The sequence below is a fragment of the Sunxiuqinia elliptica genome, from assembly GCF_900113005.1.
GTDB lineage: Bacteria > Bacteroidota > Bacteroidia > Bacteroidales > Prolixibacteraceae > Sunxiuqinia > Sunxiuqinia elliptica.
This window is the reverse complement of record NZ_FONW01000003.1, coordinates 99,075-117,954: the sequence shown is the minus strand read 5'-3', so window position 1 is coordinate 117,954 and position 18,880 is coordinate 99,075. Positions and strand designations below refer to the sequence as shown.

Annotated in this window: 11 protein-coding genes; 1 reads left to right on the top strand and 10 read right to left on the bottom strand. The window is 39.6% G+C overall.

From position 1 onward, the window contains the following. Nucleotides 1-84: 84 nt before the first annotated feature. From BM156_RS08940 to BM156_RS08895, 8 genes are all read right to left on the bottom strand, one after another. Nucleotides 85-1,650 (bottom strand): beta-N-acetylhexosaminidase, encoded by a 1,566-nt coding sequence (locus BM156_RS08940; RefSeq protein ID WP_093919514.1) that lies wholly within the window; start codon nt 1,648-1,650, stop codon nt 85-87. A gap of 342 nt (nt 1,651-1,992) precedes the next feature. Beyond that, on the bottom strand, nt 1,993-3,420 hold the full coding sequence (locus BM156_RS08930) for a sulfatase (protein WP_093919512.1): 1,428 nt from the start codon (nt 3,418-3,420) through the stop codon (nt 1,993-1,995). A 388-nt stretch (nt 3,421-3,808) separates the two neighbouring features. Then, the gene (locus BM156_RS08925; RefSeq protein WP_093919511.1) at nt 3,809-5,098 is read right to left on the bottom strand and encodes a Gfo/Idh/MocA family protein; all 1,290 of its coding nucleotides are present in this window, start codon (nt 5,096-5,098) and stop codon (nt 3,809-3,811) included. Nucleotides 5,099-5,108: 10 nt separating this feature from the next. Then, on the bottom strand, nt 5,109-5,810 hold the full coding sequence (locus tag BM156_RS08920; RefSeq protein WP_093919510.1) for a 3-keto-disaccharide hydrolase: 702 nt from the start codon (nt 5,808-5,810) through the stop codon (nt 5,109-5,111). A 405-nt stretch (nt 5,811-6,215) separates the two neighbouring features. Next, nucleotides 6,216-7,997: a RagB/SusD family nutrient uptake outer membrane protein gene (locus BM156_RS08910; protein WP_093919508.1), complete on the bottom strand. Its 1,782-nt coding sequence runs from the start codon at nt 7,995-7,997 to the stop codon at nt 6,216-6,218. Nucleotides 7,998-8,020: 23 nt separating this feature from the next. Next, nucleotides 8,021-11,488 carry a TonB-dependent receptor gene (locus BM156_RS08905; protein WP_139218246.1) on the bottom strand — a complete coding sequence of 1,156 codons (3,468 nt, stop codon included), beginning with the start codon at nt 11,486-11,488 and terminating at the stop codon, nt 8,021-8,023. A 98-nt stretch (nt 11,489-11,586) separates the two neighbouring features. Then, nucleotides 11,587-12,624, bottom strand: coding sequence for a FecR family protein (locus BM156_RS08900; protein WP_139218245.1), 1,038 nt, complete (start codon nt 12,622-12,624; stop codon nt 11,587-11,589). 256 nt (nt 12,625-12,880) lie between these two features. After that, nucleotides 12,881-13,468: an RNA polymerase sigma-70 factor gene (locus BM156_RS08895; protein ID WP_093919506.1), complete on the bottom strand. Its 588-nt coding sequence runs from the start codon at nt 13,466-13,468 to the stop codon at nt 12,881-12,883. Between the two features lie 528 nt (nt 13,469-13,996). On the opposite strand from BM156_RS08895, the gene BM156_RS08890 reads away from it, so the two are divergent. Then, nucleotides 13,997-14,740, top strand: a complete 744-nt coding sequence (locus BM156_RS08890; RefSeq protein WP_093919505.1) for a hypothetical protein — start codon at nt 13,997-13,999, stop codon at nt 14,738-14,740. A gap of 261 nt (nt 14,741-15,001) precedes the next feature. Here BM156_RS08890 and BM156_RS08880 read toward each other — a convergent pair whose 3' ends face one another. Both BM156_RS08880 and BM156_RS08875 read right to left on the bottom strand, forming a co-directional pair. Continuing rightward, a complete protein-coding gene (locus tag BM156_RS08880; RefSeq protein WP_093919503.1) occupies nt 15,002-16,423 on the bottom strand; it encodes an alpha-L-fucosidase in 1,422 nt (473 codons plus the stop codon). A gap of 649 nt (nt 16,424-17,072) precedes the next feature. Then, nucleotides 17,073-18,872, bottom strand: a complete 1,800-nt coding sequence (locus BM156_RS08875) for a RagB/SusD family nutrient uptake outer membrane protein (RefSeq protein WP_093919686.1) — start codon at nt 18,870-18,872, stop codon at nt 17,073-17,075. Between the last annotated feature and the right edge of the window lie 8 nt (nt 18,873-18,880).

The following is an 18,880-nucleotide window of genomic DNA, read 5'->3' as shown; positions in this document are numbered from 1 at the left end:
AGTTAATGAATTAAAACCAAGATATAAGAAACAAAGTTAAATCACTTATAATTCTCACATCATAAATATTAAGAGTATTGTTTATTATTTTTTCATTAGAGGTTCTGGATGCTCATTAATGTCAAACGGATTGAAATAATATAATCCAGCTTCTTTGTACTGTTTGAGGTGCGGCTTCAAACGTTCCAGAAAATCGGTGTAATCCTTTTGACCTTTATCGGACCATACCGATTCGGCCATTGCAGCCAAACGTGGAAACAGCAAGAAATCAAACCGCTCAACCGAATCCACCGTTTCGGTCCAAAGGTTAGCTTGAAAGCCAAGCACTAAATCCTGATCTTTTGCTGCAACCGGAAGCTGGTCAATCGAAAAGCTATAAACACTTTCCAACTGGTTAAAGCCTCCAGCCCAGCGTCGTCCTACTTTATGATCGGGGTGTTGTACAAAATCAAAATAGAGCGGAAGACGAGGACAGATAACTGTTTTATGTCCATTTTTCAAGCTCAACTCCAATTGTTTGGGTTGGTCGTGTCGCCACCAGAAAATAATGCTGTTATCCTTTGGTAAGCCTGCATTAGCCATCTCATCCCAAACCAATACCTGGTTATTCATATTTAAAATAGAATCGGACATCCGACGCATGAATAAGTCTTCAACGGCTTTCAAATCAGCCAGTTTTTCAGTCTTCATCAATTGTTGAACGGCAGCGTCAGTTTTCCACTGTTGATTTCCGAAACTTACTTCGTCTCCGCCAACATGAATCATTTGCGATGGAAAAAGAGCATCTACCTCGCGTAAAACGTTGGTTAAATATTGGTAAGTCCCCTCTTTGGCTGGGTGAAAAGTAAACTCAGGGTATCTTTCGGAGCCGCCACCACTGAACTCTGGATAAGCCTTGTTGGCTGCAGTGGCATGTCCCGGCATATCGATCTCCGGAATAATCACAATGTGTCGTTCAGCGGCATAAGAAACAATCTCTTTAATCTCTTCCTGTGAATAGTATTGGCAAGCAGCATTTTTATCAGACTTATTGCCAATTCCACCAACTTCTCCTAGTTTCGGATAGTTGAGAATTTCCAAACGCCAACCGGGCTCATCTGTCAAATGCCAGTGAAAGCGGTTTAGCTTGTAGTAAGCCATCCAGTCGATTAGTGATTTGACTTTCTCCGTTCCAAAAAAGTGTCGGGATTCGTCCAACATAACACCACGCCAACCGAAAGCTGGCTTATCTGAAACGCTTACACAAGCAATTGATTTACTTTGACTGTTGTTAGCCAGCTGCAGCAATGAGATTATGCCGTAAAAAGCACCTTCTTTTGTTTCTGCCTGAATCTTTATCTGTTCCGGAGTAACATCCAATGTATACAACTGATCATTATTCAATTTCGTTTTCTCCAGTACAATTTCGGCATCCCGGTTATTTTCAACGATGGTGCTCGAAAGCTTCTGATAACGGAGTAATTCTTTTTGCAAGAAGTAAATCTCCTCGGGAAAATACGTTGAACTCAGAATACGTAAGCCTGCATGCATTTTAAACTGGCCTTGTCCCATCGTTGATGAAGTAGGTGCAGGAATTATATCGGCTGTTTTTTGAGCCCAAAGTGGCTGAATTATAACTGATAGAAGTAAAATGAGAAGTAGTTTTTTCATTGGTAAAATGTTTAGTCGTTTTAATAGGCAAAAGAGCTTAGGTCGCTCCCATAAAATCAAAATCAATTATTTACTTTTTCTTGACTGTTCGAAGATAATTAAAAGAAGTGAAATCGATTGCACAATCACTGTATTTTTTAACCAGAATCGTTCAATAGCACTTTTCAAGACATTCGATGTCAACATAATAAATGAATCTACTCAAGGAACTTTCTTAGAATGTTATTTGGCTAAAATTGGGGTGGATGATGGGGCTTTAAACACAATTGCTCCCTGATTCAAATAATTTAAGAATCAGGGAGCAATCAAGCAGGCAGAGATTAGTCTGGAATAAAACGAGTTTTATAAATTCAAATCGTTTGTTCTAACCTCCTGAAGTTTATGTTTTAGCTTTTCTTTGAAGTCGTCAACAACCGTTGCGTAAGCTGGATTTTCAGCTAAGTTGGTGAATTGTTGCGGGTCCTTTTCCATATCGAACAACTCAATGCCCGATCCGGCATCTTCATCGTATTGAATGTATGCCCATTTATCGGTTCTAAGAAGAAATGATTTTCCTCCTTGAGTCACCGAAAAGGCCATATCCCGAACCGCATGCTCCGGATTGTCGAGTGTTTTGGCCAAGCTTTTTCCTTGCAAATGCTCGGAGTATTCCAAGCCAGCTAATTCTGCAATGGTTGGATATAAATCAACCAATTCAGCAAAGGAGTGACAAACTGCTGGTTTTTTTCCTGGCACTTTAATGATCATAGGAACACGAACTGACTCCTCGTGCAAACTCACTTTCATCCAAAAGCTGTGTTCTCCTAAATGGAAACCATGATCAGACGTAAATACCACAATTGTGTTATCCTCGAGTCCTTCTTCTTCCAGCGTTTTTAAGACTTTTCCTACCTGGGCGTCCATGTACGACACGGAAGCATAATAAGCAGCAACAGCTTTCTTCTCCTGTGTTTCGTTCATCTGTCCATTCACGCTGGTAACATAATTGATGCCTCGCTTTGGAATATCGTCCCAGTCTCCTTCAACTTTACGGGGCAAATTGACCTCTTCATGTGGGTAAGGATCAAAATAGTTTGCCGGAGCAACAAAAGGCACATGAGGCCTTACAAATCCAACGGCCAGGAAAAAGGGATCATTCTTGTGCTCTCGTATTAATTGGCAAGCTTTCTCTGCAGTTCGTCCATCAGAATGCACCAAGTCATCACCATCAGCTTTAACAATGGTCATCACATTCCCTCCTTTGATGGGAAGCGTTCCATCTGGATTTCCTTGGACAAGCTCACCTTCACCTGGCGCTTTCCATTCTGGCCCTTTGCTATTGAATTTTTCAGTCCATGAAGCTGGATCATCTTCTCCGTCACTCCCCTTTTCAATGTCAATAGGCACTCCCATATGATAGATTTTACTCACCCTTGCCGTGTAATAACCGTTATCGCGAAATAACTGAGCCCAGCTTTTCCGGTCCGGTCCAACATTCTCCCTTCCGCTAACGTAACCATAGGTCCCTGTTGCACTCGGGTAATAGCCAAACATCATGGAAGCCCTTGACGGACCGCAGACAGGATATTGTGAATAAGCCTTGGTAAAGCGTACTCCTTCAGATGCCAGCTGATCAATATTTGGGGTCTGGCATGCTTTATTTTCATAGGACGAAGCAGCTGTTGCCGTCAGGTCATCGCTGATAATAAAAAGGACATTTGGTTTCTTCTCCGTTTTTGAGCAACTGCCAAGCAATAGCGCAAGGCCAACAAAAGCAAGCTCTCTTTTCATTTTGTATGACGTTATATGTTTATAATAGATTTTTAGCTATTCGAATGATTTCCACTTTGACAACTGTATAGAAACTGGCCAATACTGAATCTTCAAACACACTCTTTTTGCACCGAAACATCCTCATGAACTCCTGCTTACTTGAATGATAAAAGCAGATTCAGGAGGAAAAATTCAAAATTACAGAATTATCTGAGTTGTTCAAGCTAATAAAAGTTCAATATCTGGGCAGATTAATAATATGCCTCCATGTAGCGTTGAATTCAACTTATAGAAAGGTGATTACTAAAATTATCCAATACGAAAAAGGTAAAAAAAATGAGTACTACTTGAGGCTTCTATTTTTTTGACACCCTCTAGTAGTACTCATTATAAATGGCTTATAAATCTAAAACTTCCTGTATTTGAAGTCTAACAATTGATTAGCCTCGGGTTCAACAAATTTTGCCGATGCAATATCCCAATGCAAAATCTGATTAGGGAAACGGTTGGCAATAACTCCCAACAAAATAGACTCTGTTAACCGTGCAGCATAAGTAAACGGAGCACTGCACTCATCTTTTCCTAAGCACGCATCAACAAACTGGTGATAGTGGTCGGCTTTAGGGATGTCCGGGAAGTCGATGGGTTCGTATTTTCCATTGACAATCAATTTCGGGTAATCCCAGTGAGGCAAGAGCAAGTTTCCTTTTTCACCGATAAACATGGCCCCCTGTTCCGGGAGCTTTTCATTGTTGGGCAGCTCCAGATCTTTGTGTTTCTTAGGCGCTCCAGGACCATCATACCACACCCACTTTAAACTTTCAGTGGTGTATTTCGTTCCCGGAAATTCGTATTCAACCACATTGTGCTCGGGATGCCCAAATCCGGTTGGCTTACGACATTTGGTTTTAATGGTTCTTGGTACATCCAACTCCAGTGCGGTATAAGGCGTATCAAAAATATGAACTCCCATATCGCCTAAGGTTCCACAGCCATAATCCAATAACTTACGCCAATTCCCCGGATGGTAAATTTTGTCTTTATACGGGCGTTCAGGCGAAGTGCCTAACCACAAGTTCCAGTCCAATGTGGATGGAACTGGATCGCTTCCTGTTGGAGCAGGTCCGTCGTATCCCCAGTTTTTAGGAGACCAGGCTCGTACGGTATTTACCTTTCCAATAATTCCGGATTTAATTAAAAGAGCCGCTTTTAAATACATGTCACTGGAATGGCATTGAATCCCCATTTGAGTGATCAGCTTATTGTCTTCGGCATATTTACGCATCGCCCGAGCCTCTGAAACATGGTGTGTCAAAGGTTTCTGACAATAAACAGGCTTACCCATCTGCATGGCCAGCATCGATGCCGGTGCGTGTGTGTGGTCCGGTGTTGACACAATAACCGCATCAATAGCATCTCTCATCTTGTCAAATAGCACCCGATAGTCGCTGAATGTTTTGGCATTGGGATGCAATTTTTTGGCAGCAGCCAACCGAACAGAGTCAACATCGCAAAGGGCCGTAACTTCAACCTGCGAATGCGAAGCAATAGAACCCAAATCGGAATTCCCCATTCCGCCAACACCAATGTGGGCAGTTCTTAGTTTACCATTTTTGGCCAGTGCCCAAACCGATGAAGGCAATAGGGTAATTGAGCCGAATGCGGCCGCTCCTTTTAGAAAATCTCTTCTTTTCATGTGGTTTAATTTATAGTTTTCTGATTTTGATGTTTCTGAACTGTGTTAGTCCACCATGGTCTTGTAAACCAATATGGCCTTTTTTTGCCATTCCATAAAGCGGTTTATCCTTCCATTTGCACTCGCTTTTTAAAGTTTTCCACTCATCAGTCCATAACTCATATTCAACCACTTTCTTACCATTCAAAAAATGCTGTACCTGGCTTCCTTTTACAACGATGCGCGTTGTGTTCCACTCATCAATGGGATTAACTTCAGCCCCTTGAGGCGTATGCATCGCATAGTTGGCTCCGGAGTATTGGCTATCGTCCAATTTGGTTGGCCATCCCTTATCGTCAAGTAACTGGTATTCTGGCCCTGTTTCATAAATCTTTTTGGTGTCGCCTTCCTGCACACGAATAAAAACACCGCTGTTGCTTTTCGGAGCAATTTTCCATTCCAAGTATAATTCAAAGTCTTTAAACTGCTTTTTGGAAATAATGTCGCCACCATGGTCACTTCCTACTCCTGAGTTATTTAAAATACCATCAATGACTTTCCATCCTTTAACGTCACCTCCTTGAAAAATTTTCCACCCGTCAAGGTTTTTTCCGTTAAAGAGTAACTCCCAGCCTGCCTTCTTTTCTTCTTTTGTTAATGTGTTTAATCCTTGCGCATTGCTCAAGAATGTTACAGATAGCAGGACTGCTACTAAAAATACTTTTTGCTTCATTTAGTTTATAATTTAGTTTTATTGATTAGAGGTTTATTGCTAAAACCTGTTAAATACTTCACACCAGGCGGTGTTTAACTGCTAAAAGTATTAATCTTTTTTTTGAGTATTAAATTTTTAATCAAATAGATTTTGGTCAAAATTTATTTACCAAGGTCTTAATCCTCCAATTTCAAACCAAATTCGACAAATTCCTCAGCCATTTTAAAATGACTTATATACTTCTTTTGTAGCAAGAAACAGCACTTACGGGCTTGGAAAATTAAACGAAGAACGAATATGAACTCCCAAAATGACAAAAAAACTGCAAGGCTTTTGAATATCAAACCTTGCAGTTTCTGAAAAAGCAACACCTAACTATTGCTTAAGTTATTTGAATCGATTGCACCAAACCCCTGCGAACAGCTATTCCCAATTAGAGTTTTGTTCAATTGCTGGATTCTTTGAAATAACATTTACAGGAATTGGGTGATAATAGTGTTTGTTTTCATCAAAAACACGGTTCTCAAAGTCGGTTCCTGCAAACACATCAATGTAGTTTTTTCCATCAACATTGACTGTTTTTACCCGATCACTAATATCTGCAAAATGAGGATCGTTGCGATCTGACTCTTCGAAACGCATTCCAAGAACTGGCAAGGCCAATCGTTTTCCCCATTTCCAGCGCATTAAATCGGTGTAACGTAGTTGTTCGAAAGAAAGCTCAACACGTCTCTCACGACGAATTTCAACAAGCAACGAAGAGATGCCTTCATCAGCATACTTTGGATCCATTGGAGGATTCAGTGTTAAAGCAGGCATAGCCGCCCGTTCGCGAATAACATTAATCGTCCGATCCAAATCAGCTTGAGTAATTGTTCCTAACTCAGCTTTAGCCTCAGCAAGGTTTAATAAAACTTCTGCATATCGGAACAATGGAGCATCATGGTCTTCTTTGCCATAGCCTTTTTTATCTTGCTCGGCAATGTAATACTTAATCGCATGATAACCAGTTGTTGACTTATTCCCTTTCATTCCATCAAGAATTGGGTATTCATATTGATCCTTGTTAAAGAAGATGTCATGCGCCTGACGAGGATCTAAAACTGTTTGTGTTAAACGCGGATCGCGATTAGTTAATACATCCTCAATGCTGTTGTCGTTATATACAGCGCTTAATCCAGTAGGAAGAGCTGTTCCATCTGCCTCAAGACACAAATAATCATCCACTAAGTCTTTGGTAACACCAACAACATTAGCCATAATATATCCGCACAAACGATGCCCTAAGACTCCTGTTTGATACTTACGATAGAGGATAACTTCATCGTTTGATGCTAAGTCTTCGCTGGTAAACAAAGTCGTATAATCCGTCGCTGGATTTCCGGTGTTGTGTATTGCGTACTTGTTTAGTGCCATTAAGTCTTCAGAAGCTTTTATAGCTTCATTTAGGAATTTCTCATGATCACCTAAATTATGATATTTACGGAAGGTTCCTTCGTATAAACAGATACGTGATTTCAAGGCCAAAGCAGCTCCTTTGGTAATACGACTAGGACTATCACTATCCCAATCCAAAGGCAAGTATTCGCAAGCTTTATTGATATCTCTCAACACAGAATCCATTACCATCTTCCGAGGCATCCGCTCACCGTACAGCTCAGGAGAATCAGTGTTTAGAGGTTCTGTCAAGTAGGGTACATCTCCATACATCTGAACTTTATCCAGATAAAACCAAGCTCTAAAGAAATAAGCTTCTCCAGCATATTCATTGATGATTGTTTCATCAGCATTTACCTTCTGATAATTCTGAAAGAAAACATTGATTCTTCTTAATACACTCCATTTCCAACCACCACGACCTGCATCATTGGGAACAACTTCTTGCCCAGCTGCAATTTTTGTTGCCCATTGATGTCGCGATGACATTGAAGCCATGTTATCAGATTGTGCTTCAAAAGCAAAAACACTGTGGGTATTACTGGACCAAGCTCCGTTGGTAAATCCCAGCAAAAACATGTAGTCGTTGTTATTGCCGGCTTCGTTGTAAATCCCGTTATTATACGTCTTCAAGTCATTTGCTGTCGTCCAAAAGCTATTGTCATTCAGGTCATGAGTTGGCGTGCGATCTAAAAAAGAATCGTTGCAAGAGCTCAATACTGCTAAGCCACTCAATACTAATCCTATATTTTTTATTATTTTCTTCATCTTATTTGAATTGCTTGAGTAATTTAAAATGTTACGTTAACACCAACAGAGTAAGTTCGTTGAAAAGGATAAAGCATCGCTCCGTTACCTTTTGCTGCTTCAGGGTCATAAGGTCCTTTAATGTTAGAGTGTTCCCAAAGATTTTCGCCACTTACAAATACTGAAGCTTTAGCGACGCGAATTACGTCAAGCCAATTTCGAGGAATGTTATACCCCACAGAAATACTCTTTAAGCGGATGTAAGAAGCATCTTGCATGTATTTGGATTGCTTTTGTCTGTTTTTTGTTTCCCGAGCAATTGGACGAGGGAAATAGGTATTTGGATTATCTTCAGTCCAAGTGTCTGTCAAAAACCAAGTTTGCGTATTGTAGTATTGTGTAGCAACAGGCCAAAACTCTTCAGAACTTGGCCAGAAATCACGTTTCCCAACTCCTTGCAAGAAGAGGTTCATGTAAAGATTTTTGTAGGTAACATCGGCTGTAATACCATACTGATAGCGAGGAGTTGTATTCCCAACAACTTTTAAGTCGCCATGATCCTCAAGCGTATTTTTACCATTATTCACAAAGCCATCGTCATTTCTATCAACATATTTGATATCACCGGCTTTCCAGTTAGCTCCTAACTTTGATTGGTCGGCATGACTAGCAATATCTTCTCCTACAGCAAAAAAACCTTCTGTCTCATATCCCCAAACTTCACCAATCTTTTTCCCAACATAATGATCGCCTAAACTGTTGGTTGGATTATCGTACTTGGTAATTTCAGCCTGTGAGTCAGACAAAATTACACCTAGTCCGTATGAGAAATCCTTACCAATACGATCTTTCCAGCTTACAGATAGTTCCCAGCCAGTTGTCTGAAGTTCAGCCTTATTGGCAGGAGGAGCACTTGTTCCTAGTAGTTCAGGGTATTCTACCTTAACCAACATATCAGAAGTGGTTCTTCGGTACCAGTCAAAAGAGGCATCTAAACGCTGATTAAGCATAGTAACATCGAAACCAAAGTTAACAGTAGAAGCTTTTTCCCAAGTTAATGAATTGGATACCAAACCAGCAGGATTAATTAACAAGTCTTGCTCTGTTCCGAACAAATAATTACCTGCAAAACCTGATGCCATAAATGGGATATAAGGGTAGTACTTGGTATTGCCACTCCATGTTTTAGCTGTTAACAGTTGGTTTCCTAGCAAACCATACGATCCTCTGACTTTCAGGTTATCCAGCCAACCTCTGGTCGATTCCATAAAAGCTTCCTCGGAAAGTCTCCAAGCCAGTGAAAATGAAGGAAGAAAAACAAAACGATTATCTTTGGGGAACCGAGAAGTTCCATCGTAACGTCCGTTAACCTCGACTAAGTAACGATCATCGAAGATGTAGTTTGCACGGAAGAAACCTCCGCGTAAAGCCCACTCATAACCAGACTCGGCAACCTGCTGATCGCCTACTCCCAGGCTTAAAGAAGGCAAGTTTTGAGATAGCAATTCCCGACGCAAAGCAGAAAAAGAGCTATATTGTGTTAACTCTTGATTGAATCCAACCATTCCCTTCACATAATGCTTTTCTCCTAATGTTTTTTCATATTGAGTCCATGCATTAAACGAAGAATAGCTTTTATCCCGACTGATTTGCTTGTAAGAGTTGTTGTTCGTATTTCCTTCTGTTTCAACGAAACTTGTTGTGATCATGTCAATCCGTTTGCGATGCTCTGAAAAACGGTCCATTTTCCGGTTATAGGTAAAATCAATCCGAGCAGTCCAGTCTTCCATAATATCCAAGTCAGCACTAACGCTTGCCCAAATATCATGCGTATTACTCATATCACGTCCTCCCTCTTTCAACAAGGAAATTGGATTTTGATCATCAAAATATTTACCGATGAATGGATCATACTCAGGGAAATTAGGATCGCCGAGGAAAGGTGTTGCTATACGAACAGGAGAAGAGAATACCATTTGACGGAAAACATCGTCTTTATACTTATGAGGTTCATCCTCTCCTACATAATTATATAACAATTTAAATCCAAGCTTCATCCAATCGTTTGTTTGGTTCTCAACACTCAACCGTGTATTTAAACGTTGATATTTATCTTCTGCATAACGAATGATTCCTTGCTGTTCAACAAACCCAATTGAAGAATAAAAACGAGTTTTCTCACCTCCGCCCGAAACATTGATGTTGTGTCGATGTGAAAGTGCCGAATTCTTCATCATTAAATCAACCCAGTTGGTATGACCATAAAAGCGATAGGTTCCTTGGATAATTTCGGACTCAGGATTGTTTGTTGGGTCTTGTGCCCAAGCCTTCATCCCTTCAATATGATCATCTTCGAACATGACACCGATGTTAGCATTCAGCAAGGCCTTATTGATAAACTCCGCATGCTCATAGCTTGTTCCTACCATGTCTGGTAAAACCGTTGGTTTCGAAAAAGCCACATTCCCTGAATAAGAAACCGTTGTTTCTCCTTCTTTACCTGCACTTTTTGTGGTAATTAATACGACTCCATAAGCAGCACGAACACCGTAAATTGAAGAAGCTGCCGCATCCTTTAAAACGGATACATTGGCAATGTCGTTGGGATTTACCAAGTCCATGCTCATTTCAACTCCATCAACCAAAACCAAAGGACCTCCTCCGTTTATTGAAGTTGTACCACGAACATTAATGGAAGCTGAATGACCAGGTTTTCCACTTTCTGGGGTAATTTGCAAGTTTGGAATGGCTCCCTGAAGTCCACTGGAAGTTGTCGTAACAGGACGTGATTCAATTTCGTTTGCGAAATCGATTGTACTCACCGAACCGGTTAAGTTGACTTTTTTCTGTGTACCATAACCAATGGCAACAACTTCCTCAATTCCAATAGACTCTTCAGCAAGCGTTACATCAATTGTCGAAGTGTTACCAACAATTACTTCTTGTGGTTTCATTCCAACAAATGAGAAGAGTAAAGTACTTCCTTCAGCTACATTTGACAGGACGTAATTTCCATCGAAATCAGTGATTGTTCCGGTTGTCGTTCCTTTAATGATAACAGTAACGCCAGGTAGTGGCGCTCCTGATGCATCGCTAACGTTCCCCTTCACTTCCATACTTTGCTGAACATCAGCGGCTGTCTTTGCAGGAGACAAAACAATTTGCCTGTTATAGATTTTGTAAGTTACATCAGCATCTTTAAACAAGGCTTGCAGCGTTGCTTCCAGACTTTGATTTTCCAGTTTAACGTTGATCTTTTGCGAAACATCAATCAAACTTCCATTATACAGAAAATAATAGTTCGACTGATCTTCAATCGCTTTCAGTACGTTTTCAAGTGTCGTATTTTCTTTCGCTAAAGTGAAGCCTTTGGTTTGCGAGTAAGCTCCTGTGGCAAGCACCTGAATAGCTGAAAACAAGACAACAAATAGTGTGACTTTCATTTTTAGGAAAATTTTTTGAGGAGAAACCAAGGTCGCTCCTCCCCCATAATGGGAATGATTTTTTTTCATAAATTTGTACCTATTAGATTATTAAATTGATTAATCCTGTGCTACCAGGATTTTTCCAAAAGGGAAAGTGTCCAGCTTTCCCTTTTTTCGTTATTTGTTTATTTTCTTCCCTTTCTTATAATTACTTTTCGCTTGGCAAACGACGAATCGTCAAGCTGTTTATTATTGATTATTTGATATTCGATTGGTGAACTAAATTTAAGCAAGCGGAGTGCTTCTTCCAGCGACTCATTGGTAAATGTCGCTGTAAAGAAATACTTGTTTAAGCTCTCATCATCGATAATAATCTCAGCATTAAACCAATGTCCCAATCTACGGGCAACATCTCCAATACTATCTTTATGGAATAGAAGTTTTCCGTCAATCCATCCCAAGTGTTTTTTACTGTTTGCTTCAGTATAAAAAGTTACCTTATTACCCGATTTATCTGCCACTATTTTTTGCCCTTGGCTTAACTTTCCATAACTCATTTCTTTTCCCCCCTCTATGGCAATCAAATCCACTTTTCCAGACTCAAGAAAAGTTGTCATCTCACGATCATCCGGATAATTACTGATGTTAAAACTGGTCCCCGTTGCTTTAACAGCATAATTTCCAACTTCTACATAAAAGGGATGACTCTTATCGGACTGAACTTGAAAGTAAGCTTCGCCTACCAGTCTTACTTCCCGTTTTTTGCCGGAAAATTCTTCAGGATAGAATAACTGACTTCCTGAATTAAGCCAAACTTTGGTGCCATCACTCAGCTGAATTTGAGAACGTACACCAAAGGCCGTCTCTGTTGATTTTATAATTTCTTGATTAAATTTCGGCTGTCCCATGAAGATCCAGATGCTCGCTAGTAAAAGCGGGACTACCAAGACTGCGGCTACACGCTGAAATCCGCTATAAAGCTTTCGGATAGCGCTCGTTTTCCCCATTCGCGACTTTAGCAAGGCTAAATCTTTGGATGTGTCAATCTTTTTCATTGCCTGCAAGCGCTGCGAATAGCTGTAGACTTTGCGTACTTCCTGGTATTCTGTTTCGTGCTCTGTAGATTCTTTGCGCCAACAATCCAGTTCTTCTTGCTGCTCCTTACTCTGGCTTCCAGAGTACTCCAACTCCATTAAACGGTATATCTTGTTTTTCTCTTTCAACGAATCGTGCTTTTATCTGTAATGACGACAACTCTTCGATTTCCCCCTACGCCCAAACAAGAAAAATTGTTCTTTTTTATTTATAATCGATCGTCTGATTTTTAGATGTCAGAATATCAGATATTTGTTATACCTATATTTAGACCGGTTTACTTAAGCATCTCGATGAAGTAAAAACACCTAATCATCAAACGAATACAAAGTCAATGAACGACGATCGTTAGTAGTCTGCAAGTAAATTCATTTATTGCAAAGACTATTTAAAAAAATGAAAAGCTTCGAACAAAAGGAATAATGGCAGATAATCTTTTAACTCAACCTTCAATATCCGCAAAGCTTTTGTCATTTGATTTTCAACCGTTTTCTCAGAAATATCCAGTCGCTGCGCAATCTCCCGGTTTTTAAGCCCTTCGAAACGGCTTAACTCAAAAACTTCACGACATCGGGCTGGCAATTTTCCTAAACTTTCATCAAAAAGCGTTTGCAGTTCCGAATAGATGTACGCATCAATAGACTCTTCGGGGAGCTCTTTTCCTTCCAATTCAATATTTTTCCCTTGAGATTTATTCTTCTTCAAATAATCCAGACTCTTGTTTTTTACGGCGACAAACAAATAGGACCGCACCGAAGAGTTTATGCTAATTTTCTTTCGATCGTTCCAGAACTTTAGAAAGACATCCTGAACAACATTTTTAGCTTCTTCTTCGGGCAGTGAAAACATATTTTGTGCATATACACAAAGCCCTGGATAGTAATAATTGAAAAAGAAATCAAAGGCATACTCCTTGCCTTGGCTCATTTCTGCAAATAGAAATAGCTCTTGAGTATGTTCTTTCATCTCCATCGTACAAGCAATTTAGGGCGTTAAAAGTAGGTTTATTTTAGCGAAGACACAAAACGAAGTATCATGACCAGTTTGTTGTCAATGCTTAAGCGCTTTTTAATTCATTCCCATAGTTCTCGTGAAGTCCTTAATCTGACTTTAGCAGATTATCTTTCAAGTATCGTTTTTAAGGGGCTCCTTGTTTTTGATTTGACTCTATAATCTGAGTTACTCTTTTTTTACTTAAACAGAAATTCTATGAACTCTATTTATTCCAACCCACATTATTTTTTATGTTTTTCAAAATATAGAACCAAGTTGAATATTTTGTTTTAAAGACCTATTTTTATCTATAAAAGAACAACTTACAAGACGAACAAATAAAAAAAGTTAACTAACATAGGAATTACGAAACAAATAATACTTATTTTTTCAATAAGGAAACTTCTTCTTTAAACAAAAAAACCGGCAAGCTCTGCACAAGCTTACCGGTCAAGTTCAATAAAGCCCAATAGGGCTCCATTATTAACCATTCAAATATAACAAACTATGGCAAATGTTGATGATTACAACCAAAAACTGGAAGCCATTCAGGCCATTCCAGATGAAGAAACTCAAGTCCCAACAATTCCTGTTGATGTTTACTTACAGGAAGCCGAAAACCTCTACCACTGGAGCCGTGACGACCAGGAGCAACTGGCAACAATCGGAATTACTTCGGAGCAAATAGAGGATCTCCCGGTCAGAACAGGTGCCTGTCGAGAAACTCAATCCATCTGGTTTAAAGACCGTTATTCACAACAAGAAGCCCAACGTGATTGGTCACGACTCTCTCCGCAAGCCTATGATCTTCGCAATGAACTGCTCCATACTTTCCGCTATGCTTATCGTAAAGATCTGGTAATTTTGGGGCGTATTTCGGCTATTGCTGAAGGTGATGGACATGCTGATATGATCCAGGATTTAAACGACTTGGCTGTGCTTGGCCGTGAAAACCAAACTCCACTGGAAGCAATTGGCTTCGACCTCTCGAAATTAGACCTTGCAGCAACTAAAGCCGACGAAATGGGGAACCTATTGGGCTTGGCTAACGGCGATAAAGCCGATCAAAATCAATCGAAATTATTGCGAGACAAAGCCTATACTTATTTGAAAGAATTGGTTGATGAAATCCGTGATGCCGGGAAATATCTATTTTGGCGAAATCCCCAGCGTTATAAAGGGTACATTAGCCATTACCGAAAAAACCGACGTTCAACAACAGCCGATGAAGAACCGGCACTAGGCGAATAACACTAGTTTACAATTCTATTTTGAAATAGTCTAAAATACTGGAAGAAAGCAACAAAAGCCAATCCGAACAGTCAAAAGATGAGGAATGATTCCGTTTTTTTCAGGAATGATACCCCACCTGGCTGGAAAGATTGGCTTTTTAGCTGGAAGAATTGACAAAATGTCTTGGAAAGCCCCCTCCCACCCCTGGAAGAACACCTCACACAGCTGGAAGAAGGCGAAAAAGATTAGGAAGAGAGCTTTTAATAAAAAAGCTCAGAATTAAGTTAGTGCTTTCTGATGAAACTTACCTGATGCCCTGTCCACAATTTCCAGAATAATTACAAAAGGCTTCTTGTTATTTATCTTATCAGGAATAATAAAGTAATCAGTAGGGCTTATTTGCTTTATTTCAAGTGACTCTACCTGCTTCGTAATTAACGAAGCTTTCTTCAGTGTATGGCTTTTGGGTAGTCTTATTTTGTATTTTCCTAATACGGGGTTATTAAACACTGTCATGTAAACTTTTCCATTTTTTTCATTATAGGTATAATAGCCCCAGTCTTGTTTTTCAAGGTCAGCAGGGCCACAACCATATATAGCTTCGCTATTTACCTTCATCCATTCTCCAATCTCTTTGGCAACTTCACGTTCTTCTGGCCGAATATCACCATTACCCATAGGTCCAAAGTTGAGCAAAAAATTCCCGTTTTGAGAGGTACACTGCACCAACATCTCGATCAATTCCAATGGTGACTTAACATGACTGATACTCCAGTCTTTATGATATCCCCACTGGTTTTCAGGAATGGTCATGCAGCACTCCCAGTCACGGGTTAAGACTTCCTTGTCTGTCGGATTGGGCAAGCGACGTTCATACCCAGATTCATAATCTCCCATTAAAATCCCATTACTGTCAAAATGTCGACTGCCGTGTTCATCAGCTCTCATTCGACTGTTTACAATCAAACCTGGACGTTTGTTTTTCAACAATTTTTCCAACTCATACGAAAACTGCCCACTCTTTTTCCAAGAATTATCCCATGTTCCATCGAACCACAAGCCTTTCACTTCTGGATAGCGGGTAACGAGTTCAACTAACTGGTTTTTAGTAAACTGTTTTAACCGTTCAAATGCGGCTCTATCTTCATCACTTTTAATATCGTAACGCCAATCCGGATGATGCCAGTCTAACACCGAGTAATAAAAATTTACATCTATTCCAACTGCGGTATAAGCATCAACAAACTCACGTAATAAATCCTTCTTATATGGCGTATTCTCGATGTCAAAATCAGTATACTCGCTGGGCCATAAACAAAATCCCTCGTGGTGCTTAGTAGTAATGGTTACATACTTTACCCCCATATTCTTAGCTATTGCAGCCCACTCTTTGGGATTGTATTTAGGAATATCAAACTGGTAAATTAAAGAATCCCATGTTGACGTTGCTATTTTCGCTGAACCTCTCAAGAACTCTGAGGCATACGGATAAGTTTTTCCTTCCCATATTCCTCCGGGAATCGCATATAATCCCCAATGGATGAACTGTCCAAAACGATTTTCACGCCATTTTTGCATGGCTTGATCCTGACGAGGCAGACCATTATACTGACCATATTCTACATCTTTTTTTATATCCTGAGCCATTGCCCCTGCAATGGTTAAAATACTTAGAACAACAATTAAAATATACTTTTTCATTATTTATTAATTATTACGATTGATATTTTCATTCCTAAAGTCCAAAATATACAATGTGATTCGAGGACTCTTCTCCTTCTCATTTCTTTTCTCCATTATGATACCATATAGTCTCAACTTCAAATATTTCACCGAGTTTCTTCACCAAAGATTTTTATTTTGTTTTCGTCCAGTTTAAACTCAACGTTCTTAAAAACACAGCACATGCCTACTTCGCATTTTACCAAAATCAACAAATTGCCCCGCTTTCAAAAATAACAGTTGCCCTACATTGAAGTATCCCCTGACAGCACTTATATTCGAATGATTTTCGATAACAACCTACAGAATTTCGTGCATTTTGGGTTGGTTAGTCTCTGAGATAAATTCGCTCTACCATTTTATTGAACCTCTAATAGATTCTGATTGATAATAAATATTGGCATCAACACCGTATTTGATTAGCATTAACTTCTAGCTTGTTTTTTTAAAAAAAGACATTTGACTCATTCTTCATACAACATAATCCTTTATTAAATAAAGGCTATCCAATAGTCAAATTATGCTTTTACCAAAATCAATATTCGAAAAACTGATCCCAATTTGATCACAAAAGACATATTTGGATAGCCTTATACGATGATAACATCCTAGCAACTATTCGTACAAGCTACTGAGTAACAGAGTTCCATCCTGGATTTTGCACCAAATTTGGATTTAATACCAAATCTTCCATAGGAATGGGAAATAGATATTGTTTGCTTTCGTCAAATGCACGACCGTTTGGTAAAGTTTGTGCATAAGGCATAATGTAACCTTCGCTGCTTAAATAAATATCTTTATCCACTACAACCGTTGGAAATTGATTTTGAACAAATTTCATTCCTTCAACAGGAATTTCCAGAAATTTTCCTGCTTTCCATCGCATTAAATCATCCCATCTAAAGTTTTCAAAAGCAAGTTCAATCCTTCGCTCCCTACGTATTTCTCGTAACAAGGGAGATGGTACATAGTCACAATATCTGCTGTAGTTACTATCCATTACAGGATCGGCCGGAATATTATCGATCGATAATGCAGGCATATTCACCCGTTGTCTGATAACATTTACGGTGTTATCAATAACATTCTGAGAACACTCGCCTAATTCATATTTAGCTTCAGCATAGTTTAGCAATACCTCAGCGTAACGAAATATAGGACATGCCTGTTCGCCCCTTGTAACTCTATCCCAATCGGCAGGATCGTTAAGCCACCATTTTGCAATACGGTATCCCGTAGGACATTTATTTCCAGAGAGTCCTGGCAAATTTGGTAAGGGGGTATTATTAGCCCCCATTACACCTGAAGCAAGTGCATATTCTCCGAAACGACAGATAGTTTGTGTTAAACGTGGATCTCTGTTCAACATTTCAGCCTGAATCGAATCTTTCCCTTGGAACAATGGACTTACAGAAATAGGTTTGCCATCGGCACATAAATATTCGTCAATTAAAGAACGGGTAGCTCCCCATTTTTCACGAAGGTTTTGCGTGTAATACCTACTAAATGCAGCTCCTAAATTATCATCAGCACTATAGTCCTTCCATAAAATAATCTCAGAATTGCCACTATAAGAATATTGGGCAAAAAGGCTATTGTAATCGTCATCAACACTAGCAGACTCGTACAGGTTGTACTCTCCTGTCATTAATGCTTCGCATGCTGATGCTGCCTCATTCAAGAACCTGATTCCATCTAATCCCAAGTCAGAATGATATTTCCTGTAAGTTCCTTCATATAAGCCAATTCGAGTTTTCAAATGTAAAGCTACATCTCTATTAATACGCCCCGGTTTTTCATCGCCTTTTACCGGCAGGTATTCAATTGCCATGTTCATTAAATGAAGTACAGAATCCATAACCTCTGCTCTTGGAGTTCGAGCTGCCATTACTTCACTTGAATTTACTTCTACCACGTGGCTCAGCCATGGCACATCTCCAAAAAGTTTTACTTTCTCGAAATAGTCATAAGCCTTAAAATAGTACACTTCGCCGAGATATGCTTTAATCTTATCAAACTCAATATCTCCTCTGTTGTAATTATCGAGAAAATAATTCAGTCTTCTTATATCTGAAAAATTCCAACCACCGCTGCCACTTGCGCCGGTAATATAACCGATATACTCGTTGGCGGCCACTTTCTTATAATTTTGTGGAGCCGCATTATCAGTTATGGCATCGCCGTACGGAATAGTGGCCTCATTATACCCCCAGGGCGACATGGATCGGTAAGCCCAATCATAACTAAACCCCCTGATATAAGTAGCATAAAGATTGTTACAGTAGAGCTCCAGATCTGTCTCGGTTTCCCAGAAGTTTTCATCATTAATATCATCAAGCGGATATCGTTCCATGAAATCATCATTGCAGCTGTAGATTAATAGCGCAAGAATACTTATTGCAATTATTTTTATTCTATAGTTCTTCATGATCATGT